The organism is Sphingopyxis sp. Q841 (genome assembly GCF_052384365.1).
Lineage (GTDB): Bacteria > Pseudomonadota > Alphaproteobacteria > Sphingomonadales > Sphingomonadaceae > Sphingopyxis > Sphingopyxis terrae_A.
Window position 1 is genome coordinate 1,798,150 of sequence record NZ_JBQSUM010000001.1, and the last position, 25,613, is coordinate 1,823,762.

At 64.3% G+C, this 25,613-nt stretch carries 21 protein-coding genes; 8 read left to right on the plus strand and 13 right to left on the minus strand.

Annotated elements, in window-relative coordinates:
* Nucleotides 1–121 precede the first annotated feature (121 nt).
* The 4 genes from ACT17R_RS08955 to ACT17R_RS08970 all read left to right on the plus strand — a co-directional run bounded on the left by ACT17R_RS08955 (nucleotide 122) and on the right by ACT17R_RS08970 (nucleotide 5,311).
* Nucleotides 122–754 carry a TetR/AcrR family transcriptional regulator gene (locus tag ACT17R_RS08955; protein ID WP_234179362.1) on the plus strand — a complete coding sequence of 211 codons (633 nt, stop codon included), beginning with the start codon at nucleotides 122–124 and terminating at the stop codon, nucleotides 752–754.
* Between the two features lie 119 nt (nucleotides 755–873).
* On the plus strand, nucleotides 874–3,156 hold the full coding sequence (locus ACT17R_RS08960; protein WP_062901290.1) for a TonB-dependent receptor: 2,283 nt from the start codon (nucleotides 874–876) through the stop codon (nucleotides 3,154–3,156).
* Between the two features lie 15 nt (nucleotides 3,157–3,171).
* Nucleotides 3,172–4,059 (plus strand): MBL fold metallo-hydrolase, encoded by an 888-nt coding sequence (locus ACT17R_RS08965; RefSeq protein ID WP_062901289.1) that lies wholly within the window; start codon nucleotides 3,172–3,174, stop codon nucleotides 4,057–4,059.
* A gap of 19 nt (nucleotides 4,060–4,078) precedes the next feature.
* Nucleotides 4,079–5,311, plus strand: coding sequence for a cytochrome P450 (locus ACT17R_RS08970; RefSeq protein ID WP_444809306.1), 1,233 nt, complete (start codon nucleotides 4,079–4,081; stop codon nucleotides 5,309–5,311).
* A gap of 4 nt (nucleotides 5,312–5,315) precedes the next feature.
* Here the strand turns inward: ACT17R_RS08970 and ACT17R_RS08975 are convergent, their stop codons facing one another.
* From ACT17R_RS08975 to ACT17R_RS08990, 4 genes are all read right to left on the minus strand, one after another.
* Nucleotides 5,316–6,290: an NADPH:quinone oxidoreductase family protein gene (locus ACT17R_RS08975; protein WP_444809307.1), complete on the minus strand. Its 975-nt coding sequence runs from the start codon at nucleotides 6,288–6,290 to the stop codon at nucleotides 5,316–5,318.
* Between the two features lie 21 nt (nucleotides 6,291–6,311).
* Entirely contained in the window at nucleotides 6,312–8,273 is a 1,962-nt protein-coding gene (locus tag ACT17R_RS08980) for a flavin-containing monooxygenase (RefSeq protein ID WP_444809308.1), read from the minus strand.
* Nucleotides 8,274–8,376: 103 nt separating this feature from the next.
* The gene (locus ACT17R_RS08985; protein WP_444809400.1) at nucleotides 8,377–10,011 is read right to left on the minus strand and encodes an AMP-binding protein; all 1,635 of its coding nucleotides are present in this window, start codon (nucleotides 10,009–10,011) and stop codon (nucleotides 8,377–8,379) included.
* 47 nt (nucleotides 10,012–10,058) lie between these two features.
* On the minus strand, nucleotides 10,059–11,237 hold the full coding sequence (locus ACT17R_RS08990) for an iron-containing alcohol dehydrogenase (RefSeq protein WP_040590218.1): 1,179 nt from the start codon (nucleotides 11,235–11,237) through the stop codon (nucleotides 10,059–10,061).
* 142 nt (nucleotides 11,238–11,379) lie between these two features.
* Here ACT17R_RS08990 and ACT17R_RS08995 point away from each other — a divergent pair, with 142 nt between their 5' ends.
* Entirely contained in the window at nucleotides 11,380–12,540 is a 1,161-nt protein-coding gene (locus ACT17R_RS08995; protein WP_263588107.1) for a CaiB/BaiF CoA transferase family protein, read from the plus strand.
* 182 nt (nucleotides 12,541–12,722) lie between these two features.
* On the opposite strand, the gene ACT17R_RS09000 is transcribed toward ACT17R_RS08995, so the two are convergent.
* The 3 genes from ACT17R_RS09000 to ACT17R_RS09010 all read right to left on the minus strand — a co-directional run bounded on the left by ACT17R_RS09000 (nucleotide 12,723) and on the right by ACT17R_RS09010 (nucleotide 16,429).
* Nucleotides 12,723–14,777, minus strand: coding sequence for an alkaline phosphatase D family protein (locus ACT17R_RS09000; protein WP_444809309.1), 2,055 nt, complete (start codon nucleotides 14,775–14,777; stop codon nucleotides 12,723–12,725).
* Nucleotides 14,778–15,147: 370 nt separating this feature from the next.
* Nucleotides 15,148–15,402, minus strand: coding sequence for a YciI family protein (locus ACT17R_RS09005; RefSeq protein WP_263588109.1), 255 nt, complete (start codon nucleotides 15,400–15,402; stop codon nucleotides 15,148–15,150).
* Between the two features lie 70 nt (nucleotides 15,403–15,472).
* Nucleotides 15,473–16,429 (minus strand): quinone oxidoreductase family protein, encoded by a 957-nt coding sequence (locus ACT17R_RS09010; protein WP_234179378.1) that lies wholly within the window; start codon nucleotides 16,427–16,429, stop codon nucleotides 15,473–15,475.
* 115 nt (nucleotides 16,430–16,544) lie between these two features.
* On the opposite strand from ACT17R_RS09010, the gene ACT17R_RS09015 reads away from it, so the two are divergent.
* Nucleotides 16,545–17,429 carry a LysR family transcriptional regulator gene (locus ACT17R_RS09015; protein WP_234179352.1) on the plus strand — a complete coding sequence of 295 codons (885 nt, stop codon included), beginning with the start codon at nucleotides 16,545–16,547 and terminating at the stop codon, nucleotides 17,427–17,429.
* Here the strand turns inward: ACT17R_RS09015 and ACT17R_RS09020 are convergent.
* From ACT17R_RS09020 to ACT17R_RS09030, 3 genes are all read right to left on the minus strand, one after another.
* Nucleotides 17,426–18,610 (minus strand): M23 family metallopeptidase, encoded by a 1,185-nt coding sequence (locus ACT17R_RS09020; RefSeq protein ID WP_234179351.1) that lies wholly within the window; start codon nucleotides 18,608–18,610, stop codon nucleotides 17,426–17,428. The two genes, ACT17R_RS09015 and ACT17R_RS09020, sit on opposite strands and share 4 nt — an antisense overlap.
* A gap of 43 nt (nucleotides 18,611–18,653) precedes the next feature.
* Entirely contained in the window at nucleotides 18,654–20,375 is a 1,722-nt protein-coding gene (locus ACT17R_RS09025) for a hypothetical protein (protein WP_444809310.1), read from the minus strand.
* Nucleotides 20,376–20,459: 84 nt separating this feature from the next.
* Nucleotides 20,460–20,969: a DUF4402 domain-containing protein gene (locus ACT17R_RS09030; RefSeq protein WP_263588112.1), complete on the minus strand. Its 510-nt coding sequence runs from the start codon at nucleotides 20,967–20,969 to the stop codon at nucleotides 20,460–20,462.
* A 148-nt stretch (nucleotides 20,970–21,117) separates the two neighbouring features.
* Here ACT17R_RS09030 and msrB point away from each other — a divergent pair, with 148 nt between their 5' ends.
* Nucleotides 21,118–21,513: a peptide-methionine (R)-S-oxide reductase MsrB gene (gene msrB, locus ACT17R_RS09035; protein WP_003046857.1), complete on the plus strand. Its 396-nt coding sequence runs from the start codon at nucleotides 21,118–21,120 to the stop codon at nucleotides 21,511–21,513.
* Nucleotides 21,514–21,567: 54 nt separating this feature from the next.
* On the plus strand, nucleotides 21,568–23,778 hold the full coding sequence (locus ACT17R_RS09040) for a transglycosylase domain-containing protein (RefSeq protein WP_412072801.1): 2,211 nt from the start codon (nucleotides 21,568–21,570) through the stop codon (nucleotides 23,776–23,778).
* A 3-nt stretch (nucleotides 23,779–23,781) separates the two neighbouring features.
* Here ACT17R_RS09040 and ACT17R_RS09045 read toward each other — a convergent pair whose 3' ends face one another.
* The 3 genes from ACT17R_RS09045 to ACT17R_RS09055 are packed head-to-tail and all read right to left on the minus strand — an operon-like array spanning nucleotide 23,782 to nucleotide 25,585.
* Entirely contained in the window at nucleotides 23,782–24,504 is a 723-nt protein-coding gene (locus ACT17R_RS09045; RefSeq protein ID WP_263588113.1) for a M48 family metallopeptidase, read from the minus strand.
* Nucleotides 24,504–24,944 carry a YcgN family cysteine cluster protein gene (locus ACT17R_RS09050; RefSeq protein ID WP_263588999.1) on the minus strand — a complete coding sequence of 147 codons (441 nt, stop codon included), beginning with the start codon at nucleotides 24,942–24,944 and terminating at the stop codon, nucleotides 24,504–24,506. The genes ACT17R_RS09045 and ACT17R_RS09050 overlap by 1 nt, the downstream gene beginning before the upstream one ends.
* On the minus strand, nucleotides 24,941–25,585 hold the full coding sequence (locus tag ACT17R_RS09055; RefSeq protein ID WP_263588114.1) for an SCO family protein: 645 nt from the start codon (nucleotides 25,583–25,585) through the stop codon (nucleotides 24,941–24,943). The genes ACT17R_RS09050 and ACT17R_RS09055 overlap by 4 nt, the downstream gene beginning before the upstream one ends.
* Nucleotides 25,586–25,613: the final 28 nt, after the last annotated feature.

Sequence of the window (25,613 nt, forward strand, 5' to 3'; positions counted from 1 at the left end):
GCAGGTAGATAATTTTTGCGGCATAGTTATCCCAACGGCTCGCCATCGACAGAATGGCACCGCGGAGGGAGATTTTGGTGTCACTATCCGACTGCCTTGGGTCGATGCTATGACGGTGGCCGTGTCCAGTGATTCCATGATCAATCCGCGCGCCCCCGGTGCCTCGCTCAAATCCGAGTTCGTTGCCTTCAAGGTCAACCGCATCGTCGAGGCTGCGAGCCATCTTTTTTACGAGCGCGGCTACAGCAGCTGCACCCTCGACAATGTCGCCAACCAGCTCAGCGTCACCAAGCCCTTTCTCTATTCCTATTTCCGGAACAAGGAAGCGATCCTTGCGGCTATCTGCGAGGTCGGCATCAGCGAGGCCCTCGCGGTGCTCGAGGATGTGCTGGCGCATCAGCATGAGAGCCACCGTGCAAAGCTTGCCGAAGTCGTGCGTAAGGTCGGGCGGATTGTCATCGACCGGCAGGAATATGTCGTCGTCTATCAGCGAGAGATGAAGCATCTCTCCGCTGATGATTACAAGCGCATCCTCCGGCTGCGGCACAGCTTCGATCACCAGATCGGCACGATGATTCGCGAAGGCGTCGCAAGCGGCGAATTCCGCGCCGACATTGATCCGTTCATCGCGGTCTGGATTGGCGGCCTCATCAGCTGGATCCCGACATGGTATTCGCCGACCGGCCAACGCACCGCTGACGAGGTCATCGAATATCTGGTCGAGGCCGCGCTGCGGCTGGCAGGCGCGGAATAGCAAAGGGAATCTGACACAGGCGGAAAACGGAGCGGGTTTCGATACCCGATTGGCCCAAACAGATAATCAAATACTGACGGGTAGATAATTATAAGCCCGGTATATCAGGGAGAGGCGATATGAATTTCAAGGTCAAGCTACTGCTGTCGGCGGCTGCCACGGCTTCGATTGCCGTCGCAGCGCCAGCGTTTGCCCAAGAGACCGCGCGCGATAGCGGCACCGAGGCCGGCGAGGATGGTGCCATCATCGTAACGGCAACCAAGTCCGGCAAGTCGCTGGAAGATACAGGGGGCTCGATTTCGGTTCTCGGTGCTGGCGATGTCGGCGCGGGCGGCATCGAAGACGCCGGCGATCTCGCCTCGGCGGTGCCCAATGTCTCGGTCGGCGATCAATTCGGCGTCAACCGCACCTTCATTCGCGGCATCGGCCTCACCAGTATCGACCTTGGCGCCGACGGCGCCGTGGCCTTCCTGCAGAATGGCGCGATGATCAGCCGTCCGGCGGCGCAGCTCAGCGGCTTCTACGACGTTCAGCAGATCGAAGTGCTGCGCGGACCGCAGGGCACGACATATGGCCGCGGCGCGACCGGCGGCGTCATCAATATCGTCACCGCGCGGCCGACCTCCCAATTCGGCGGCTATGCCCGTGCCTCTTACGGCAATTATGACGCGCGGACGCTCGAAGGCGCGCTGGGGGGACCGATCACCGGCGAAAATCTGATGTTTCGCGTCGCGGGCAAATATGAAAAGCGCGACGGCTACGGCACCAACTTGTTCACCGGCAATCCTGTCGATGACCGCGATGCCTATGCCATTCGCGGATCGCTGCTCGCAAAATTCTCCTCGAACCTTGACCTGCTGATTGTCGCCGATCACTTCAAGGAGGACGACAACAATTATGCCTTCCACTATTTCGGTCCGACCGTGGTTCCCGAGGCGGGGCTGGCGTCGTCGCTTCTCGGCGGCAAAACGATCTTCGACTATTATGCGGCGCGCGGCGAAAAGCCCAACCTGCGCAACATCTACTCCGACGAAGACGCGGTCAACAAGCGCGACGGATCGAGCGTTCAGGGCATTTTGACGTGGGATTCGGGCGATCTCTCGGTGGTTTCCACCACCGCCTACCGCAAGTTCAAGCGTTTCAATCGCGACGATCTCGACGTCAGCGATATCAATGCCTTCGGTCAGAACAACTATACCGAGGACAGCAAGTCGTTCAGCCAGGAGGTTAATTTCACCTACAAGACCGGCGGCTTGTCGCTCTTGGGCGGCGCAACCTATTTCGACGAACGTCTGTTCGGCGAGGTTCGCGTGCCGACCGTCAACCTAGCATCCTATTTCAACATCGTTCTGGGCACCAGTTTGCCTGCCGACCAGTTCGACAACGGCAATTATCTCCAGCGCGGCACCGTCAAGACCAAGGCGGCGGGCGCCTATCTCGAAGCATCATACGAGCTGCTGCCCGACCTGACGCTGACGGCCGGCGCACGCTATAATTGGGAAAAGCGCAGCGGGGTGGGGCGTTTCACCTTCGAGGCGCAGGGCCTCGATATCCCGACCGACAAGAGCGGCAGCTGGGATGCGATCACGCCCAAGTTCGCGATCGAATATCGCACCCCGGGCGGCACGCTCTTTTACGGTAAGGTCACGCGCGGCTTCAAATCGGGTGTCGTCAACATCGGCAGCATCAACTCGGTCATCGACCCCGAATATGTCTGGAGCTACGAGGCGGGCTTCCGCGGGGAAACCGCCGACCGCAAATTCGGCTTCGCCGGTGCCGTCTTCTATTATGATTACAGCAATCTGCAGGTCGGTTTCGTCAACGCCAACAGCATCGTCGAGACGATCAACGCCGCGTCGGCGCGCAACTACGGGGTCGAGCTCGAAGCCAATTTCCGTCCCGGAGAGAACACCACGATCCGGGTCTACGGCACCTATCTCAACGCGAAATACAAGGAATTCTGCAACGGCTATTATGGGGCGGGCAGTCCCGGCAGGCCGCAGTATCCGGCCTGTCCGACCGACCCGGCCCTCGTCGATCTGTCGGGCAACCGCTTGTCGAACGCGCCCAAATTTACGGTCGCGGCCTTTGCCGACCAGCGTTTCCAGCTCGGCAGCGCCGGCTTCCTCGACCTTTCCGCCGACGTCAATCTGCAGGACGAGGTCTTCTTCACCGAATTCAACAACCGCGACGCGCGGCAGCAGGCGTTCGCGCTGGTCAATGCGAGCATTACCTACCGGTCGCCCGACGAACGCTGGTCGCTCGCGCTGTGGGGCAAGAATCTGACCGACAAATATGCGCTCGCCAACACGATCATCTCCGCGCCGCTCTACAGCTTTGTGTCGGTGGGATCGCTGCGACCGCCGCGGACCTACGGCGTGACGCTCGGGGTCGATTTCTGATTGGAGTATTGCGGCATGGAGGCAGCGTTCAATATCGGCCGCTACCGTGTCTTCCGTCTCGAGGAGTGGCAGGGCGGCTTCAGTCCGCCCGAGGCACTCTTCGCGGAATATGAGGACGCTGCCTTCGCCGCCCAGGTGGCGGGTTTCGAGCCCGCCTTTTTTCGTGACGGGATGATCTACGGCTATCTGCAAAGCTGGCTTATCGATACCGGAACCGAGCGGATCATTGTCGATACCGGCGCGGGCAACGGCAAGGATCGTCCCGGCATTCCGATCTTCGGCAATCTCGCGACGCCATTTCTTGCGGAGTTGGAGGCGGCAGGGTTCGCAGCAGGCGATATCGACAAGGTCTTCTGCACGCATCTTCACATCGACCATGTGGGGTGGAACACCGAATGGCGCGAGGACAGCTGGCTGCCGACCTTCCCCAACGCGCGCTACTATTTCCCGCGCGCGGACGAAGCGGCCTGGAATCCCGAAAAGCCACTTTACGCGACCCTCGCCGGTGCGGGGGTCAACGCTAATGTCTTCGAGGACAGCGTCCTGCCGATCATCGACGCGGGCCTCGCCGAACTGATCGACGATGGCGCCGAGATCGCCCCCGGGATGCGCGCCCGGACCTTTCCGGGGCACACGCCCGGTCACATGGTCCTCGAAGTCGAGGATCAAGGTCAGGTTGCACTCTTCACCGGCGACATATTGCATCACCCGATGCAGGTGCTGCGCCCCGATTGGAACAGCGTCTATTGCGAGGACAGGGTGCAGGCGGCCGCGAGCCGGCGGCATCTGCTCGAGCGCGCGAGCGCCAGGGGAGCGCGCATCGTCCCCGCGCATTTCGGGGCCCCTCATTCGTTGTTCGTGGCGCGCGCCGATGACGGGACATATCGGCCGCGTTTTGCATAGCATTGACCGAGGCGCTGCGATGACCGAGCTTGCCTTGCCGCCCTTTTCGCCCGGCGATGCGTCGCTGAAGGCCGATCCTTACGACGCTTTTGCCCGGCTTCGCGAGCAGGATCCGATTCACCGGTCCGCGCATGGCTATTGGGTGGTCAGCCGTTACGACGATATACGCTCGGTCCTGATGAACCGCGAGGCGTTCGGGCAGGGCGATTTTGTCGAGAATATTCGCCTTTTCTATGGCCCGGATTTCGATGTGATGGGACAGCGAGGCTATAAATGGCTGTCCGAGGTGTTTCTGATGCAGGACCCGCCGCATCACACGCGCGTGCGCGGACTGGTGACGGGGGCGCTGACCGCACGGCGGGTTCGCGCCATGGAGCCGCGGATTCGTGAAATCACCGATCGCTTGATCGACGATTTCGCCGCCGACCGGGAAGGCGATCTGATTGCGCGCTTCGCTTATGAACTTCCGGTCCGCGTCATGTGCGACATGCTCGGCATTGATCCCGAAGATGCCCGTCTCAAGACGGTAATCGATGCCATTGCGCAAAGCTTCATCGTCTTTGAAGCGCGCGCGCTCACCGACGCGGAACTGGCAACCGCGAATAGGCAGATTGCCGTGCTGCAGCAATTTTTCGAGACGCTGTTCGACGAGCGAAAGGCGGCGCCCAGGGACGATCTCGCCACCGCGCTAGTCCAGGCCGGAGGTGCTGAGGATGCGCTTTCGCACGATGAACTGGTCACCGTCGCCATCGGCCTGTTCGGGGCTGGCTTTGAGACGACCGCGCACATGATCGGCAACGGCCTGCTCTGCTTCAGCCGCTTTCCCGATCAATGGCGGCGTCTTGTCGGCGAACCGGAAACCCTTGCTGCAGGCGTGGTCGATGAAGTGCTGCGCTACGAAAGCTCGCTCATTGCAACCTATCGCACCGCACTGCTAGCAACCGAAATCCGCGGACAGTCGATCGCGCAGGGCGAGAAGGTTCTCACCCTCATCGGCGCCGGAAACCGTGACCCGCGGCTGTTCGACGATCCCGACCGCTTCGATATCGGTCGCGGCAATGCGGCTCGGCACCTCAGCTTTGGCGGCGGCATTCATTTTTGCGTCGGCGCCGAACTGGCCCGGCTCGAAGGCCGGATCGCCTTCGAAAGGCTGGCGACGCGCCTGCCGGGGCTGACCGTCGACATCGACGCGCCGGCATGGCGCGAGGGATTTCTGTTCCGTGGCATGAGCGCGCTTCGCGCGCAGTGGTGACGCGTCAGGGGGTGACAATGATCTTTCCGATCCGCGTACCCGACGCGAGAGCGCGTAGCGCGGCGGGGGCGTCGGACAGCGCGAAGCGCTGATCGATGACGGGCCGGATCCGGCCGCGCTCGGCAAGGCGGAAGATGATGGCGAGGATCGTCCGCACCCGCGCCGGATCGCTTTCGCCAAGATAGCGCGCATCCACGCCCGCCAGTTCGCCCGACTTGAGCAGCGGCAGATTGGCAGGAAGCCGCGGGATTTCGTCACCCGACGCGAAGCCGACGACCAGGTGCCGGCCATGTTTGGCGAGCGAGCGGAAACAGGGCTCGAACAGCGCGCCGCCGACCGGATCGAACACGCGATCGATCCCGCCGGGATAGCGGGTCTTGAGGACGGCGCGCCAGTCGGGATTGCGATAGTCGAGCACCAGCTCGGCGCCGAGGCCCGCAACATGGCGTATCTTGGCGTCTCCCGAGGCCAGGGCGGCGACGCGGCCGCCGCTGGCATAGGCGAGCTGGACCGCCGCCGATCCCACCCCGCCCGATGCTCCGGTCACGAGCAGCGACTGGCCTGCTTCATAATGGCCGCGATCGAAAAGCCCGTAATAGGCCGTCAGGAAGTCGAGGATAAGTGCGGAAGCGCCTGCGGCACCAAGGGCATCGGGCACCGCCACGCTGCTTGCGGCGCTGACGATCGCCTGTTCGGCAAGCCCGCCGCCGAATTGCCAGCTCGCGATGCGCTGGCCTTCCGTAAAGCCCTCGACATCATCGCCCACCGCCTCGATGCGACCGACAATCTCGCCTCCCGGAATGAAGGGCAAAGAGGGCTGCAACTGGTAAAGGCCGCGCATCACGAGTGCATCGACAAAACCGAGCGCGGTCGCTTCGACATGGACGCGGATTTGACCGGGACCCGGCGGGAGGCTGGCCTGCTCCTCGATCGCGAAATCCTCGATCGCGCCGAGGCGGCGGCCTTGAAAGACTTTCATCGGTTTTGGCCTCGCCGCCGCCTAACCGGCTTCGGCGCGGGCATCGAGCCCGTCGCTGTCCTGCCGCCCGAAAGCCAGGTCGTCCGCATTGGGCGAGCGGGTCATGCGCCAGAAGGCGTCGTTACGCCACGGCGTGATTGCAATCACGCGGCCCTTCGCGTTTCGGTACCAGTTCTCGGTCCCAGGATGCGTCCACACGAGCTTCTCATGCGCTTCGTCGATCTGCCGCCGATAGTCCTGATAAACCTCATCCTTCACCTCGACCGTTGCGGCCCCGCGGGCGGCGCTTGCAAGAACGACCTCGCCCGCAAAATGCATCTGGTTTTCGATGTTGCGGATCATGCTGCCGCCATGGCCCGAACCGACATTGGGACCGAGCAGAATGAACAGATTGGGAAAGCCCGGCACCAGTGTTCCGAGATAGGCAGCGGCGTCATCTTCGCCCCAGATGTCGCGCAGCAACGCGCCGTTCCGTCCGATCACCTCATAGGAGCCGAGAACGCGGGTGGTCTGGAATCCGGTCGCAAGAATGATGACGTCGGCGTCGACCTCGATCCCCGACGACGAGATCAATCGATTGCCCTCCACCCGCGCCAGATGTTCGGGAATCAGCTGGACATTGGGCTTGAGGAGCGTGCGATACCAGCCGTTGTCGAGCAGCATCCGCTTCGCGAAGGGCGGATAGTCGGGAAGAACATCCGCTATCAGGTCGGGCCGTTCGGCCAGCTGCTCTTCGACGTAGCGGGTGAAATGGCGGCGGTGACCATCGTTGATCGCATTGACCGCGCGTTCGGGGTGCGGCCAGTCGGGATCGCGTCGAAGCGTGCCATGGACGCGGTCATTGAACGTCCACGACAGACGCTGTTCGAGCCAGGCCCGATAGAGCGGCACGGCCTGCATCAGATAGCGCACGCCGTCGGGAACCGATTTTCGGAACTGCGGAAACGGCGCCGCCCATTGTTTCGACCGCGCAAAAAGGGTGAGCGAACGCACCTCGTCGACAATCGCCGGAGCAACCTGCATGCCCGATGCGCCATTGCCGATCACCGCTACCCGCTTGCCCGAAAGATCGGCGCCTTGCGGCCAGCGGCTGGTGTGGATCACTTCGCCCTCAAAGCCGTCGAGACCTTCGATGCTCGGATATTGGGGGATGTTGAGAATGCCCACCGCGCTGAAGAGATAGTCCGCGCGATGCGCGGCCGTGCTGCCATCGGGCTTCGAGACCACGACCTCCCACTGCTGCGCGTCGTCGATCCACCGCGCCGACTCGACCTTCGAATTGAACTGTGCGTGCGCCGCCAACCCATATTCGCGCGCGGTTTCGAGAAGATAATTCTCGATCTCGTCGCGCAGCGGGAAATATTTCGACCAGTCGTTGGGCCGACATGAGAATGTATAGGTCAGCGAAGGCGTATCCACCCCGCATCCCGGGTAGCGATTCTCGAACCAGGTGCCGCCGAAATCCTCGTTCTTCTCGAACAGCACATAATCGATGCCCAGCTGCTGAAGCTCGATCCCGGCGCAAATGCCAGAGATTCCGCCTCCGATCACGATCGCCGACTTGGTCTTGAGCAAGGGCGGTATCGCACGCGGCGTCGGCGCGTACAGCATCCCGGCGGCGACGATATCGCCATATTCCTCGGGAACATGCTCGGTCATTGCCACGCTCAGCATCCTGGCGAGATGCGCATTGTCGGGCCGCGGCAGGGCGAGCGGCGTGCCCGTCAGCCAGGCCTTGATTGCCAGCCGTGCGGCTTCGCGCACCTCGCGCTGGATGTCCTCGGGCAGCTGGCCGCTGTCATTGTCATCGAGGCCCGGTGCGCGCGCCGGCCGATAGGGATCTTCGAGCCACTTTTCCTCGCCGGTCATCTGGTGAAGCAGCATCAGCAGGGCAGGGATGTTCGCCTGCTCCACCCCCGATTCCAAAAGCGGCCAGTCGATCCGGTCCGCAGCGATCGGGCGGTCGGTTATCGGTTGGGTCATCTGACAAATATCCTGAAAGTAGCGGAAAGAAGAGCGCCCGCGCCCGCCGCGAGGCCGGTGAAGCGAGGGCGGTGCCCCGCGCGCGATGCGGAGGCCGGAAGGATCATGGCGAGAAGGATTCGCGGCGAACCCGCAGGCCGGCCGCCTCGCGATCCCAAGTGTCGTGCGTGACGCCCTCGCGCCGCAGATCGGTCTTCAACACTTTTGCCGACGGCGTCTTGGGCAGTTCGTCCAACACGCGAAAATAGCGCGGGACCATGAAATAGGGCATGGCTTCGATCAGGAATTGCGCGAGCGCGCGGCAGTCAATCGACCGGCCGGGCACCGGTGCGACAATGACCATCACCTCATCCTCGGAATATTCGCTCGGCACGGCGATAGCAGCCGCCTCGCGAACGTCGGGGTGGCGGCAGACTTCGGCCTCGACTTCGAAGGACGAGATATTCTCGCCTCGGCGCCGGATCGCGTCTTTGACCCGGTCGACAAAATAATAATAGCCATCCTCGTCACGGCGAAAGGCGTCGCCGGTGTGAAACCAGCCGTTGCGCCACGCCGCCGCGGTCGCCTCGGGGTTCGCATTATAGCCGCTGTTCATCGCCCAGGGCCGGTCGGTGCGGACGAGCATCTCGCCGATTTCCCCGATGGCGACCTCGCAATCATCGCCGTCGACGAGGCGGACCTCGACCCCCGGGCGCACCCGCCCGCAGGTGCCGACCTTCACCGGATTGGCTTCCGACACGATCGGCGAGGAAATCTCGGTCATGTTGAAGATCGTGTAGATATCGATGCCGAACCTCTCGGTGAAGGCGGGCGCATCGCCGGTCAACGGCACCATGAAGGCCTTCTTGACCCCGTGGTCGCGGTCCTGCGCGGTCGGAGGCGCCTTGAGCAGGAATGTGGCCATGACGCCGAGCAGAAAGACGACGGTGGCGCCGGTTCGCTTTGCGACTGCCCAGAATTCGTCGGTCGAAAAATTGTCGATCAGCGCGACCGAAGCGCCGCGCGCGAGCATGACGAACGGCGGCCCCATCCCGCCGATGTGAAAGATCGGCGCGACACACATATAGCGGTCGTCCTCGCCCACCATCGGCCAGCTTTCGGGTCCGGCATTCGAGAACATGTGAAGATAGGACGACAGCACGCCCTTCGAGGGACCCGTCGTGCCCGACGTGTAGATGATCGACTGGATGTCCCAGGGTTCGATCGGTCGTTCGAGCGGCAACCCGTCCGAGGGGTCGCCCTCCACATCGTCGTAACGCACCACCGGAAGAGGCGCTTGCGCCGCGGTGCCGGCTGTCGTGACGACAAGGCGTTCGAGACCGCCAAGATCGACTTCGGCGAGGCGCGGAACAAGATCGGGGTGAACCAGCAGAAGCCGCGCCGACGCGTTGGCAAGCACATGCTCGAGCAAGCCGCCCCGATAAGCGGTGTTGAAAGGCACGAAGACGGCGCCGAGGTAGTTGATCGCATAAAAGGCCAAAAGCGCGTCGGGTCCATTTGGCAGCCACACCGCCACATGATCGCCCTGCTTGACGCCGAGCGCGCGCAGGCCGGCGGCCTTGGCGCGAACGCGGGCGTGGATGTCAGCAAAGCTCCATTCGGACCCGTCCGGAAAGACGATATGCGCCTTGTCGGGCCGCTCGGCCGCCCAGCGGTCGAGCAGGTAGCGCAGCACGCATTCGTCGCGATTGGGAATGCGCGGATCCTGAAAGTCTCTCGCTCGCGCGGCGTCCGGCATAGTCACCCCCCTGTCTTCCTTGGCTATCGTCCCGGCTCCGGCCATCGTCAGGCGGCGCGCCGAAGGATTTCGAGGATGTCGGCGGCCGAGGTGACCGGCCGGGGATTGGTGCGGCCCCAGATGTCGAGAAGCGTATATTCGGCGACCTGCTGGAAGCGGCTTTCGTCTACTCCCACCTCGCTCAGCCTCCGCGGCATTCCCAGCCCCGCGATGAAGGCATCGAGCGCTGCCGAAGCGCTCGCATGCTCGCCCCCGAGCACCGCGAGCGTGCGCCCCTGACGGCTTGCATCATGCTCGGCGTTCCACGCCAGGACATAAGGCGACATCACGCAGGAGGTATATCCGTGCGGGACATCGCAGGTGCCGCCCAGAATATGGCCAATTGCGTGGCTTGCGCCCATTGGAACGCCGCCGATGATGCTGATCATCGACTGCCATGCGCCGATCTGGCATTTCAGGCGGCCTTCGAGATCGCCCGGATCCGCCTTCACGCGCGGAAGTCCCTCGACAAGCAGTCGCAGGGCGCTTTCGGCAAGACCGTCGGCAAAGTCGTTCGACTGGTAGGAGGACAAGGTCTCGACCGCATGGTCTACCGAACGGACGCCGGTCGAGAGCCAGAGCCATTCGGGCGTGTGGCGCGTGATGGCGGGATCGAGAACGACCATGATGGGCGCCATGTTGCGGTGCTCATAGCCCTGCTTGTGCTGGGTGACCTCGTCGGTGGCGCCCGACAGCGCGTTGAACTCTCCGCCGGAAAGCGTGGTCGGCACGCAGATGACGGGAATATCGGGACCGATCGTGATCGGGTTGATCACCTCGCCTGCATCGGTGACAAAGGTGCGCAGCGGTTCGAACGCCTCGACGCTTCGCACGTCATGCTTGATCAGCAGGGCGACGATCTTTGCACTGTCGGTGACCGAACCCCCGCCGACCGAGACGATCAGGTCGGCACCCGCGGCGCGTGCGGCATCGGCGGCCTTGAGGACATCGCTGCGCGGCGCGTGCGGAGCGACCCCGCTGAAGGTTGCGGCATGACGGTCGCCAAGCGCCGCCTCGATCAAGCCGATTTCGCCGGTTTGTTCGCGCAGCGTCGCCGATGCCAGCAGAAAAACCTTGTTGCACCCCATCTTGGCGGCCTGGTCGGCAATCGCCTCAGCCGTGGGGACGCCCATGGTAACCCGCTCGGTCCGGGTGAAGCGCAATTCGCTCGGGGTGATCTTAGACATGATCTCACTCTCCTCTGATCGTCCGGTCTGCGCCGGTCTGGTGAATCAGATAGTGACAGGAGAAGCGTATACTGGCTAGTATATTTTTCAACTGATGGGAATATGGGCGGCGAGCCCGCCAGGGGAGACGGATGACAAGCCTATGATAGAAAAAGAAAATGGCTCTGCGCCGCCGGCTTCCGGTATTCGGATTCTGGAATTTTCCGGGCTTGGCCCGACGCCTTTTGGCGCCATGCTGCTCGCCGATCTGGGCGCCGACATCCTGCGCATTGAACGCTTCGGCGCCGGGCGCCCGCTTGGCGGCGATCCGCAGTTCGACTTTCTTTATCGCAACCGCCCCTCGGTGGCGGTCGACCTGAAATCGCCCGACGGACACAATCTCGTTCGCGATCTGGCGATGAAGGCAGACGTTCTTATCGAAGGGTATCGACCGGGCGCGATGGAACGGCTCGGACTCGGTCCCGAAATACTCTGCGAAGCCAATCCGCGTCTGATTTATGCGCGCATGAGCGGGTGGGGGCAGGCCGGCCCTTTGGCGTCGCGCGCAGGACATGACATCAACTATCTCGCGCTCGCCGGCGCCCTCTATCCTATCGGGCCGAGTGACGCGCCGCCGACGCCGCCGCTCAATCTGGTCGGTAACTTTGGCGGCGGCGGCACATTCCTCGCCATGGGGGTGCTCGCTGCGCTGGTCGAGCGGCAGCGCTCGGGCAAGGGCCAGATTCTCGACGTGGCGATGGTCGACGGTATTTCGGTCCTGCTGACCCAGATGGCGGGCTGGATGCAGATGGGCCTTTGGAAGCGGGAGCGCACCGGCAATCTTCTCGACGGAAGCGCCTATTTCTATCGCTGCTATGAAGCCGCCGATGGCCGGCACATGGCTGTAGGCGCGCTCGAGCGCGAGTTCCATGATGCGTTTCTGGCGGGGCTTGGTCTCGACCCCGGGGATTTTCCCGACTATCTCAACCCCGACGTCTGGCCCGACCGCGCGCGCCGGATCGAGCCGATATTCCGCTCGCGTTCGCAGCGCGAATGGTGCGCAATTTTCGATCGGCTCGATGCCTGCGTCTCGCCAGTGCTGACCTTTGACGAGGCGGCCGATCATCCCGCGAATCGCGCGCGTGAAGCGCATGTTCATTCGGGCCGCTCATTGCAACCGGCACCCGCGCCGCGATTTTCGCGGTCCATCCTCCGGTCACCGGGCCCCGTGGTTTCGAGGCCCGATTTGCCCGGCAGCCTGATCGACTGGGCTGTCAGCGAAAATGAAATCCGATCGCTGCAGCAAAAGTCCATCATAGAATAGCTGCGCGGATTTCAGCGGCCGCCGGAAACTTGATCTGCGCCGAGCTCCTTCTGCCGACAGGCATTCAGCGCTCAGATGAGCATTGTTGCGATCCAAATGGTCTCGGTGTCCTCCGATGACCGCTTTTGGTGGATGCGCGCAATTCGTCCGGGCTCGTTGCAGCCGATTATCCGAAGAGAGCTTCAGATCGAGAGCTTCGCGTCCCCCTCGACAATGCGCTGTTCGAGCCTGGGCCGCGCCCCTGGCCGCCACATTTGGGCGTGGTGTGAGACGCGGTAGCGAAGCGGACCGCCATCGGGGGCTTTCGCCCGCGCGATCGGGCGGACGATGCACACGAACTCGGTTTCGATGGTGTCGGGCCCTGCGCTGACAACAGCATAGCCGTGACCGGCCATGTCGACGAATTCGAGATGGGGCGCAACGTCGGGATTGGTCAGCGCCCGGGCGGCTTCGATGTCGCCGCTCGCCGCATATTCGAGCGCCGCGCGCACCCCGCGCTTGATTGTGAGGTTGATCGTGTGCTCGGGCGGAGCGCCTTCGACCTTTCGAACATAGAGCGGGCGCAAGGCCGATTCCTTGAAGAACTCGGCAGCTTCGCCAAGGCCGGGAGCGGATATCGAACCGGTGATGAAGCTGAGTCCGACCGGCGCGAATTCCGCGGGCGGCAGGGCAGGCGCTGCATATCCGGCCCAGAAGCTGTGGCGGTCGCCGGAAACCGTAACGAAGCCCGGGATCTTCGCGTCGCGAACGAGATCGTAGATTTCGGCGCGTTCGGCGAAGGCTCCGCTCATATCGCCGCCGCCGAAGGTGCCATAATCCCTGCCCGGCCATCGGTCCTTCACCAGCCCCTCGGGCAGGTTCTGGGGATCGGTGCGCATATCGAGCGTGCCGTTGGTCGCGCCCCAGATCTTCCAGGTCGCAGTCGACTGGGTCAGCCGCGCCTTGAGCCACGCCTTTTGTTCCCGGCCGAGCACAGTATGCGCGGGTTCGTCCTTGCGATAATTGGGAATGCTCCTGTCCCCGATCGCGATGATCGCAGGCGGCTTGCCGCCCGCATAATCCCGCCCGCCGTCGACGATTTCCAGCCACTCTTGCGGGATCACCGGATAGTCGCCGGAGTCGAGCGCCGCCGCCTCGGGCCGATCGGTGGGGTCCGCCGCCTTGTAACTGTGCAGGTCGGTCAGGATCAGATCGACATGCTTGCCGTACCGCAGCGCGCGGTAGGTCGTCATGCTGCCGACCGCGATGCGGTTGTTGATTTCGGTGCCGAAGCCATCGTCGTCGAACGTGTCGATCGCGGCCTTTTCGACGGCAGGCGGGCTAAACTGCTCCAGCGCGGCGCCGGATGCCTTGCGAACGCGCGAGGGGATATATTCCCACCACGCTTGGTTGGCCGCGACGCGCAGCGGCTGCGCGGGCTCGACGGTGGCGCCATATTTGATGAAGCTCTGCCAGCCCTGCCAGGAGAATTCGTGATTGTCGCCCATGCACACGAAAGGAAGATAGGCCCGTGCATCCTGGATATCGGGATCGTCGATATGCGCGCGATAGACGTGGCGGTAGCCGGCGAGATTGGTCGGCACATAGAAATTGCCGACCTTGCGCGCGTCGGGAATGTGGCCGAGATCATAGACCGTGCGCGAATAGCGGTGCGGCGTTTCTTCAGGATATTCGACCACTTCGTAGATGAAGTCGCCGAGATGGAGCACAAAGCCGAGCTTGCGGTCGGCCGCCGCGCGCTCGTCCTCCCAGATCATGCGGGCGTAGGCGTTCTGCGCGCCTTCGTTGACGCTGTTGCAGGACACGAAGGCAAAGCGAACGGGTCGCTGGTCGCTGGCGCGCGGGGCCGTGATCGTCCGCCCGATCCGGCTGCCCGCGCCGCTTTCATCGGCGAAACGGTACCAATAGACCGTCGCCGGCGAGAGTCCGCCGACCAGCGCCCGGCACGTCCAGTCGGCGGCCGCCAGCACCGGCGTGCGCGCCGCCGCGACGACGCGGCGAAAGTTCGGATCGAGCGCCACCTCGACGGTCAGTTCATGACGGTCGCCCGCGTCGAACGGCCGCCGGGTCCACAGGACGATGCTATGTTCGTCCGGGTCGCCCGACGCCACACCCTGGGGAAAAAGGCGGCGATCCTCTCGCCATGCCATTTGCGAGGGCGCCGCGGACAGACGGGACGCCCAGATGCCGCTGATCCCGATCGAAGCCGCACCCGCCATAAATTTCCGTCGGTCCATCGCTTGTCCCCCTCCTGACCCGTGCCGATCAGGTCGTGATGCAAACTCTAGCCGGGTTGGCCAGACCCGAAAGATTTAGGTCACGAGCGCCCCTGACTTTTCGACCAAGGGTGGAATGCGAGCGGCGCGCGGCTGGCAGAAGTGCAGACGGCGGCGTCGGATGCGTATCTAAGGGGCCTAGGAGAACCCGGGTCGGGAGTTTATCCCGCGCGCGCGGCCTGGCTTTCACGATGACGGTCGCGCAATCGAAATGGGAAGAGCGGAGATCCGGGTTGGCGGCCGCGGCCCCCATGCCGAACGGATCGCTCTTGCTGACTTTCACCGAAAAGAGACCATCCTCCAGGCACGATCGGAAGACGGCCGCAATGACTCAATCCGCGTTCCATTCGAAGACATCAAGCTGGGAACAGCCTTGCGTGTGCAACGGATCTTTGAAGGCAAACTGCTTCGCCTCGTCCAAGCTGGCGGCAATCAATATATAGGCGCCGCCGGATTGGTCGGTGAAGGGGCCGGCGCATTCGAGCCGTCCTGCATCGCGCAGGCGGTCGAGAAAGGCATAGTGCTCCCCAAGCACTTCTCTACGAAATTCCGGCGTTCGCCGTGAAAGGACGAGGTACTTCATCATCAGGTTCCTTTTCTTTCGGTGATGGCGGACGAAATCCAGTCTTCCATCGCTCAAATCTTCCTGCTCAGGGTCAGAACGTCAGCAAGACGGAACCGGTGGTTCGTCCGGCCTCGAGGGCAGAATGCGCCTTGGCCACGTCGGCCAAGTCAAATTGCGCGCCGATCTCGACGTGCAGTCCGGCTTCCAGCTCTTCGAACAATTCGGCCGCGGCATTCCGATAGGAATCAAGGTCGGCCATATAGGCAAGGACGCTGGGCCGGGCCAAGGCGAGCGACCGCCGCGGGCCCAGTTCGGATATATCGATTGCCGGGAGCGACCCCGAGGCTTGGCCCACACTAACCACCAGGCCAAAGGGTCGGACGCAATCGAGGGTTCGCAGCAAGACGTCGCCCCCGATACCGTCGAAGGCGACATCGACGCCCCGGCCGCCGGTGATGTTCAGAACCTCGCGGACAAAATCGCTCTCTTTGTAAAGCACCGCATGGTCGAGACCGAAGCTCTTGGCCAGCGCCGCCTTTTCGGGCGAGCCGACGGTCCCGATGACGCTTGCTCCGAGTTTGCGCGCCCACTGGCTCAATATCAGGCCAAGGCCGCCTGCGGCGGCATGAATGAGGATGATATCTCCAGGCGAGATGCGTGCGACGCGCGTCAGCAGCATGTGCGCCGTGATACCGCGCAACATGGAAGCCGCAGCGACCGTATCCGAGATATGTGACGGGAGCGGCACCGCCCGGTTTGCCGCCAGCAGGCGCGTTTCGGCATAGCCGCCCATCGGCAGGCCCGCCCAAGCGACCCGGTCGCCCCGACGAAGATGGGTGACGCCATCGCCCAGCGCTTCGACCACTCCGGCCCCTTCGACACCGAGGACGGCGGGCAGGTGGGCTACGGGGTAGAGACCGGTTCGGTGATAGATATCGACATAATTTACCCCCGCTGCGGCGTGACGGAGGCGGATCTCGCCGGGACCAGGATCGCCGACATGCTGGTCATCGACGCGCAGAACAGCCGCATCCCCCACGGCGTGCATTTTCACCACTCGTGCCATCTTCTCGCTCCTTCGCTTTGAAAGCGGGCTACTTAGGGCATGGGTGCGCGCACAGTAATTCCTTTAGTATGCCCAGTTATTGTGCAAAAATGCACAGATGCAGTGGGATGATCTGAAATATTTTCTGGCGCTTTTTCGGTCGGGGACACTCTCGGCCGCGGCGCGCACTCTGGGCGCAGAACACAGCACGGTCGCGCGCCGTATTGCGTCGCTCGAAGAAGGGCTTGGCATGCGTCTATTCGAACGGTCCGGTCGCGGATTCAGCCTTACGGCCGAAGGCGAGGCGATCGCGGATATTGCGGCGCGCGTCGAAGAGGAAACGCTCAACATCACGCGCGTGGCGCAAGGCCGGCAGTCCGATCTGGCAGGCGTGGTGCGCATCAGCGCGCCGCCCACATTCGCCAGCCGATTTATCGCGCCCCGCCTGACGGCGCTTCGGCGCCGATATCCCGGGATCGAGCTCGAACTTGCCGGCGACAGCCGCGCCATCAGCTTGTCGCGCCGGGATGCCGATATCGCGATCCGTCTCAGTCGGCCGACGACGGGTTCGATCGTGACGCGGCGTGTCGGAACGATGGCTTTCGGTCTTTATGGCCAGCGGGACTATCTTGCGAAAGCCGCAGCCTGCGACCGCGATTTTCTCGGCTATGACGATAGCCTCGATCATGTGCTCCAACAGCAATGGCTGCGACGTCTGGAGCCGGACTTGCGCCTGGCATTTCGCAGCAACGAATTGACCACGCTGCACGAAGCGGCGGCTGCCGGGATGGGTTTGGCGGTTCTGCCGCGTTTTCTCGGCGACCCCGACGAGCGGCTCGCGATGGTGGCCACACCCTCACCGCCACCGAGCCGCGAGCTTTGGCTGCTTGTTCATCCCGATCTTCGTCGGTCTCCGCGCATCCGGGCGGTCCTTGATCATATTGTGGACATTGTCCTTGCCGGGCGCGCGATACTCGATCCCGAGGGGGCAGCGAGCGATTAAAAGGCGATGACGGCCAGATCCGTGGGCAGTTCCTTATGTCGCGTATCGACGCCGGATGTTGTGGGGCCGGTCCACCCGCCGGGGTTTTCGAGAATATCGAGCGACGGCGCATAGCCTTCCTGCCGGAAGGTGCGAAACGCGAAGGGCAGACCATCTGCACCCAGCGGCGAGGCTGCATCGGCGACATGGATATGAAGGTGCGGAGCATCGGATTGCCCCGAGTTGCCGAGCGCCGCGAGCACCTCGCCCATGCGCACCCGCTCGCCTTCCTTCACTCTGATGCTGCCGGGCTTGAGATGTCCGTAAAGGACGCGGTTTCCACCCGGCAGCCGAAGGACGATATGATTGCCGGCAATCGTATCGAGGCCGATCTTGATGGCAGGCGGGGCCAGGGGTTGGTTGTCGGGCAAGCCATCAAGGATGCCCTCGACGACCGCATCGGCGACCGCCAGAACCGGTTCGCCATATCCGGACCAACTTTCGTTCCTCGAAGGATCGCCCGTAAAGGCACGGCCATGCGCATCGACCTTCACGAAGTCGATTGCATAGCGCTGCGCGATCCGGGCCTGGCCATCCACGACCGCGATCGTTCGGCGGTGATCGGAATCGTTCGACAGCGCATTGGCTGCGAGCCAGTGGCCCGGCCCAAGGGGCGCGTTCACCACCAGCGGAGCCTCGCCGCTCACCGTCAGTGGCGGGACTTCCAGAATAGTGCGCGATGGGTCGGGCGGCCCGCTTGATGCCGATGCCACATGGATATGGTGACCAAGACGCAACCCGGCCCCTGTCCCCTTGGGAACCGCCGTGTCGAAATATACCATGACAAAGCTGCCAGGCCCGATCTGAAGACGGTCGGCGCCCTCTTTCTGCTGTCCGGGCGTCGCAATCATCGTCGCTAAATCCTTCGCCGCAAATGCGCCGAGTGGACGGCCGCCGTTGCTGTCGAAGACGTCGATTTCCGTCAGGATGATCGTGCGCCCCGAATAGTTGGTCAATCGCATCTCGTAGAGAAGATGGTCGCGGCCGGACGCCTCGACCGGCGCAGGCGCTTTACCGAACTCAACATCAAGGGGGACTACCGAGGGCGCCGGCTCTTGACGGGCGGCGGCAATCTCACTGCCCAACAAGGAGGGCGCTATGGTGCTGCATAGCAGCAACAAGGCGAACTTCACCCGAGCCATAGTTGCGATACTCCCATCACTTTGCTGCCAAATCGACATCCGCTCAGCGCCGCGTAAATGCCGGCAGATCGCCGATCTGCCGATGGAATCGGGCGATTTCGCTCGCCTCCCCAGACGTAAGCTTCGCCCTCGTCACGGCTTCGTCGATGCTCGAAAAGCGCGCGCTGTCGCGCGCCTTGACCAGCCGCGATGCGAGATCGCGCTTGCCTGCGAGGAGATAGGCGAGGCTGGTAGCGTCGGCCGTATTGAGGTCGACCACCAAGGGTTCAGTCAATTTCTCGTCCCACGGCGCCGCGGGAATATGGACGTCGGGGTTCGTCATCCAGAGTTCCGGAGCGAGGTGCGCATCAAGCGCGAACTTGCCCGCCGCGACTTGATCGGTAGCTGCGGCGAAGGCCTGGCGATAGAGCGGCAAATTGCGAAGAAAGTCGGCAAGCTTGCCATGCGCACCGGAACAGGAAAGCCGCGCAGTGGCGTCGCGCAAGTCCGCGCTCGCCGTCGCGCCGCCGGTGGCCTCGAGAAAAATACGAGTGACCTGCTTTGCATCGTCGGGATAGAGCCGGGCCCAGTCGCGAACCAGATCGACCAGCGGCGCGCGGCCATGCCAGTCCGCGCGCCGAGCGAGAATCGTGAACAGCTTTTCGTAGCGAGCGAGCAAAGCCTCGCGCGTCATGCTTTTTGCGAGGAGCCGGTAGAAGACGGTCGCGGCGACGCCTTCGGACGCCATCTGCGCCTCGCCCGATCTGACGCTGCAGGGGTCTAATGAATAATCGGTTTGCGCGAGGCGCCATCCCTCGATCCCCGAAGCTTGCGGGTCCGATCGGACCGATCCGAAGAGAAAGCCGCCTTGCGGGATCGCCGTCTCGCGCAGCCAAGTCTCGCGGCGGCTGAGCCAATAGTCGGCGGGCGATGGTGCCCCGAACCGCGCGCGGGCGCGAAACCCCTCCGACGCCGTCAATGCCAGCGCCAGGGGCTGGAAATGTTCACCGAAACCCTCGTCGAAAGCGGTCGTCGGATCGGTCGTGACAAGCACCGAATGGCCATTTCGCGACAGCGTCGGGGGGATCGGGCCAAGGAGCCGGCGCAAAAGCACATGGCCGAATTCATGCGCGAGCACCTCTTCGAACTGGCCGTCGGCGATACTGGCTTCATCGACCGTGAGATCGATGAAATAGTCGCGGCAAAGTGCGCGGCGCCCCTTGCCGTCCTCGATGAACAGGTCTTTGCGGGCGAAACCGCCGTCTTCGTCGGAAAGATAGACGATGATGCCGCCGCCGATCGAGGGGCAGTCGAACGTCTGCCGGCTTCTGGCCCGCGCCATCCGATCGAGATCGGGAAGCAGGGCAGCGACCCCGCTCGCCGTCGCTGCGAGTAGCCTGCGTTTCAGCGGGCCTTCGGCGATCGGCATGCCAACCGGCAGCTCCCGGCCATCAGACAGCCGCTCGGTGATGGCCTGGCCCGCCGCATCCCGTGCCGGAACGAGAAAGGTCATTTCAACTTCGAGCGCTTGCGCCGGCGCCGCAACGGAGAGTCCGAAAAAGGTCAGTGATGAAAGAATAGTTTTGAACATCGCGGTTTCGATTCGCAGGGCGTCAGAACGGCCACACTGTATTGCTTGATTAATACAGGCACAAGGCTTGGAATCGCGGTTTTGGCAACAATTCACGGTCGCTCCCGAGGCAGGAATTGAAGTCTGGGCGTCGATGCCCCTTCCCGAATCTGGGTCCTCGGAGCAATGGACGGGCTGGAGAAGCGGCGGCGCCACGCCCGGCCTTGAAAGAACGTCGGCGCGGAGCAGCTATTTTGCGGCGTTGGCGTTGCGGCTTTTCTCGCCTGAACGCGGGCCTGTTTACGGATATTCGACCGTCACCGGAATGCGGCCGCGGTAGTCCCCGTCGGTGGCGCCGGCAACCTGCAGCCGTCCGCCGAAGCGGAAGACGAGGCGGCCGTCGGGGCCGAGCCGCGGCGCCGCGCCCAGGTCGGTTGCCAGCCCGGTCACGCGCGCGCTCGCGCCGCTGCCGCTCTCCAGATCGACCGACGGGGGCAGAGTGACACGCACTTCGGCGCCGGGCTCACCGCTGACGGTGACGACGCCGGTAACCGCAAAGCCGCCGAGGTCGCGCACGTCGCCGCGCAGGCGGCGCGCGCCGGTGAGCGGATCGATCTCGATCTCGCCGCCGCTCGCGCCGACCGCGACGCGGCCCAGGTCGAGCTGGGTGTCGACCTCGACGCGCAGCGGCATGCTCGCCTTGCGCGCCACAATCGCGGCATCTTTGCCGTCTTGGCCGCACAATTGGCACTGGGCGGCCAAGGGGGCCGGCGGCGCGCCGAACAGCAGGAGGGCAAGGAGGAGACGCATTATCACCCCTTGGGCATAGCGCGATCGTGGTTAATCGGCGGTAAAGCAGGCCACGCTACCCCTTGCGGGGGCGCGGCATCGCGCCGATATTCAGGCCATCATGCGGCGCCCTTCCCCACCCCCGTGCGCCGCCCAGGAGTAGCCCATCATGACCGACAAGCAACTCGACCCAATGGCCCATCATGTACTGCGCGAAGGCGGCACCGAGCGCGCTTTCACGGGCAAATATACCGATTTCAAGGGCGACGGCCTCTATCGCTGCGCCGGTTGCGGCACGCCGCTGTTCGACAGCCGCACCAAATATGACAGCGGTTCGGGCTGGCCGAGCTATACGGCGCCCGCCAGCGATGCGTCGGTCAGCGAACATCGCGACATGAGCCATGGCATGATCCGCACCGAAGTGCGCTGCGCCAAGTGCGAGGGGCATCTGGGCCATGTCTTTCCCGACGGTCCCGGGCCGACGGGGCTGCGCTATTGCATCAACAGCGCGGCGCTTGACTTCGCCGACCGCGGGCAGGATGAGGCGGGGACCGGCGAAGGCTGATCCCCGCCGGGCCGGCTGCCGCATCGCCGCGCAGCGAAAGAAGGAATCTGGATTTTGCGCCGCGAGCGACAATCGTCATCCGCCCCCAAATCGTCATCGTCAGGCAAAGGCTCGGGCAAGGGCCCCGGCTCCGGGGGACCGTCGGGCCTGCGCCTCTGGCTCCGCCGTCTGTTCCGCTGGGGCCTCGCGCTTGCGCTGGTCGGGGTCGTCGCGGTCGCGGTCGCGGTCGGCATTGCGGCGCAGCGCATCCCGAGCTTCGAGGAGCTGAAAAAGTCGCCGGCGGGCCAGACGATTCGCGTCCACGCCGCCGACGGCACCGTCTTCCTGTCGCTCGGCCCCAATTACGGGCGCTGGCTGACGCTGCGCGAAACGCCGCAGGTGATGCAGGATGCGATGGTCGCGGTCGAAGACCGGCGCTTTCGCTATCATCCCGGCGTCGATCCGGTCGGAATGACGCGCGCTGCTGTCTTCGCGGTCGAACATTATGGCACCGGGCGCCGGATGCAGGGCGCATCGACGATCACCCAGCAGCTGGCGCGCAATATCTTCCTGTCGAACAGCTACACCTGGTCGCGCAAGCTGCGCGAAATGATCCTGTCGCTCGCGCTTGAATGGAAATTCTCGAAGGACGAGATCCTCGAACTCTATCTGAACAAGGTCTATTTCGGCGGCGGCAGCTACGGCATCGACGCCGCATCGCGGCGCTTTTTCGGGCATAGCGCGACCCAGATGTCGCTGTCCGAAGCGGCGGTGGTTGCGGGGCTGGTCAAGGCGCCGTCGCGCTATTCGCCGACTGCCGATGCCCAGGCCGCGCTCGGCCGGTCGGGGGTCGTGCTTGAAACCATGGTCGATGCGGGCTTCATCACCCAGGCGCAGGCCGACGGTGCCAAGCCCGCCGATGTCCAGCTGGCACAGGAAACGGGCCAGAACAGCGCGCGCTATTTCACCGACTGGGCGCTGCCGCAGCTCGACATGCTGATCGACGAAGGCACCGAGGCGCTCGATGTCTACACGACGCTCGACCTCGGCATGCAGCGCGCCGCGACCGCGGCGATCCAGGCCGACACGCCGAAGGGCGTGCAGGGGGCGCTCGTCTCGCTCGATCGCGACGGCGCCGTGCGCGCGATGGTCGGCGGCACCGACTATGTCGCCTCCAACTACAACCGCGCGACGCAGGCGATGCGCCAGCCGGGGTCGGCTTGGAAATTGTTCGTCTACATGGCAGCGCTCGAAGCCGGCTATAAGGTCGACGATCAGGTGGTCGACGAACCGGTGACGATCAACGGCTGGAGCCCGAAAAACTCGTCGGGCCGCTTCGCCGGGCCGATGAGCCTGCGCACCGCTTTCGCTTATTCGGTCAACACGATCGCGGCGAAGCTGGGCAATGAAATCGGCTTTTCGTCGGTCGCCAACATGGCGCGCCGCTTCGGCATCACGACCCCGATCAACACCCACCCGTCGATGGTGCTGGGCAGCGCCGAGGTGCGGGTGATCGACATGACCGCCGCCTTCGCCGCCGTGTCGCGCAAGGGGGTGTCGGTGCAGCCCTATGGCATCACCAAGGTGACGACCGCCGACGGGCGCCTCCTTTATCAGAAGCCGGCCGAGCGCGGGCAGGTGCTCGTCGACAATTGGGTTGCCGCGGGCATTACCGACCTCTTGCAGACCGCAGTCGCGACGGGGACAGGGCGCGCCGCGCAGATCGGCCGACCGGTGGCAGGCAAGACCGGCACGACGTCGAGCAACAAGGACGGCTGGTTCCTCGGCTTTTCGAGCGGCCTGACCACCGGCGTCTGGATGGGCCGCGACGATGCCAAGGCGGTCGGGGGGCTGCAGGGCGGCCGCGCGCCGGCCAAGGCCTTCGCCGACTATATGCGCATCGCTGTCGCACGGCGCCCCGTCGAGCCCTTCGATACCGAGGTCAAGCTGCCCGAATGGCAGCTTGAGGGCGATGACGAGGCCTATTTCGGCGCACCTGAGGAAAATGGCGGCATGGTCGATGAAAATGGCATGCCGATCGAACTGCCCGCTGCGCCCGACACCGCCCAGGGCGACGTCCCGCCGCCGCCCGCCGATGGCCCTGTGCTCAACCAGCAATGGATCGAGGAGCAGACGGGGCGCCGGCCGCCCGCCGACAATGGCGCCGCCGCGCCAAAGGCGGCCCCGCAGCAGCTACGTCCCCCCGCACCAGCACCGCCCAAGGCGCCGCCACCGGTGCTGAAGGTGCCGCCCGCGCGTACGCCCGCCAATGGCGAGGGCAATTAAGGATCAGGTGAAACGGTAGCGGTGCAGCCCGCGGCCTTCGCGGCGCAGCCACGCGCGCGCCGCGCCAACGTCGCCATCGTGCAGATCGTCGACCAGCGCGTGAAAGGCGGCGCTATGGTCCATATGCCGCAGATGCGCGACCTCGTGCGCGACGGTGGCGCGGCGGACATGGTCGGGCGCCATGACGAGCCGCCAGCTGTAGCGCAGGTCGCCGTCGTGGGTGCAGCTGCCCCAGCGGCTGCGCGGATCGCCGACCCCGACGCGGCCGACGGTCAGTCCTGCGCGCGCGGCAATTTCCCGGCTCTCGCGCGTCATGATGTCGAGCGCCGCGGCCTTCAGCCAGCGCTCGATGCGGCGCCCGACGGTTTCGGCGGGGCCGCCGACGCTCAGCCGGTCGCCCTCGGCGCGAACCGCGCGCGGAGCGGTCGCCGTCCATTCGATCCGGCGCTCCATGCCGAACAGTGGGAGCGCCGTGCCGGGGCCGACCTGGACCGGCGCAGCGGTCTTGCCGACCTGTTCGGCGAGCCAGTCCTGTTGCTCGCTCGCCCATTTGATCGCGCGCGCGGCGCTTGCCCGGCGCGGCAGCGTGAGCCGCAACTCGCCGCGCGCGCCATCGAAGACCAGGCGATAGCGCCGCGATTGCGCATGCGGGACCAGCCGCACCGGCCACGGCGTATCACCGACCCAGATACGCGGCCGCTCGTCGCTGGCCCGTTCGCGGCGCATCAGACGACGCGCTCGACGAGATGATTTTCGAGCGGCCCGGCGCGATCCTCGCTCACCGTCCAGCCGACGATCGACTCGCCCGCCCGGTGCACCGCGTCCGGATCGCCGCAGACCAGATAATGCCATGCGGGCAGCGGCTCGCCCTCGGCGCGCAGGCGGTAGGCACAGGTTTGCGGCAGCCATTCGATGTCGGCGACGCTGCGCTTGGTCAGCGTCAGGCAATCGGGGACATGGCGGCGGCGACGCTTGTAATCGCCGCAGCGCGCTGTTTTCAAGTCGAGCAGGCGGCACGCGACATTGGTCGGATAGATGCGCCCGCTGTCTTCATCCTCCAGCTTGTGGAGGCAGCATTTGCCGCAACCGTCGCACAGCGCCTCCCACTCGCCCGCGTCGAGCGAGGCGAGCGGCGCTTCCCAGAAGCGGCGCCCCGCCCCGGTCACTTCACCCACTTGCCAAGGTCGGCGGCGACCTTGTCGGGCGCGCCTTCATCGACGTCGGTCGACGGGTCATCGAGCGGCAGGAGCGCGAGCGGCTTGCCGGCCGGGTCCATCAGGAAGGCGAGCTGCGTATGCGCCATCAGATAGCGGTCGGGCGCCGATCCCTCCACCTTGTGGAAGGACACGACATATTCCTTCGCGACCGCCGCGATCTGTTCGGGGGTGCCGGTCAGCCCGATCAGGCGCGGGTGGTACCGGCTGACGAAGGCCTTGAGCACGGCGGGCGTGTCGCGCGCCGGGTCGACGGTGATGAACATCGGCTGCACCTTGGCGCCGCGCGCCGGATCGGCCTTCTCGAACGCCGTCAGCCCGCGCATCAGCTTTTGCACATCTACCGGGCAGATATCGGGGCAATAGCTGTAGCCGAAATAGACGATGCGGTAACGGCCCGCGAAATCACTGTCGCGTACCGGCTTGCCATCCTGATCGATCAGGCTGAACGGCCCGCCGATCTTCGCGCCGGCGAGCGGCGGGGTCGCGTCCTGCGTCGCCGACGGAGCGTTGCACCCAGCGAGCGCCGCGCCAAAAATCAGAAGCAGGCTTGCGCGACCGGCGTTTCGGACCATATTCGGGATGTTCATCATGCGGCCAGCCTTGATGGGCTAGGCCACG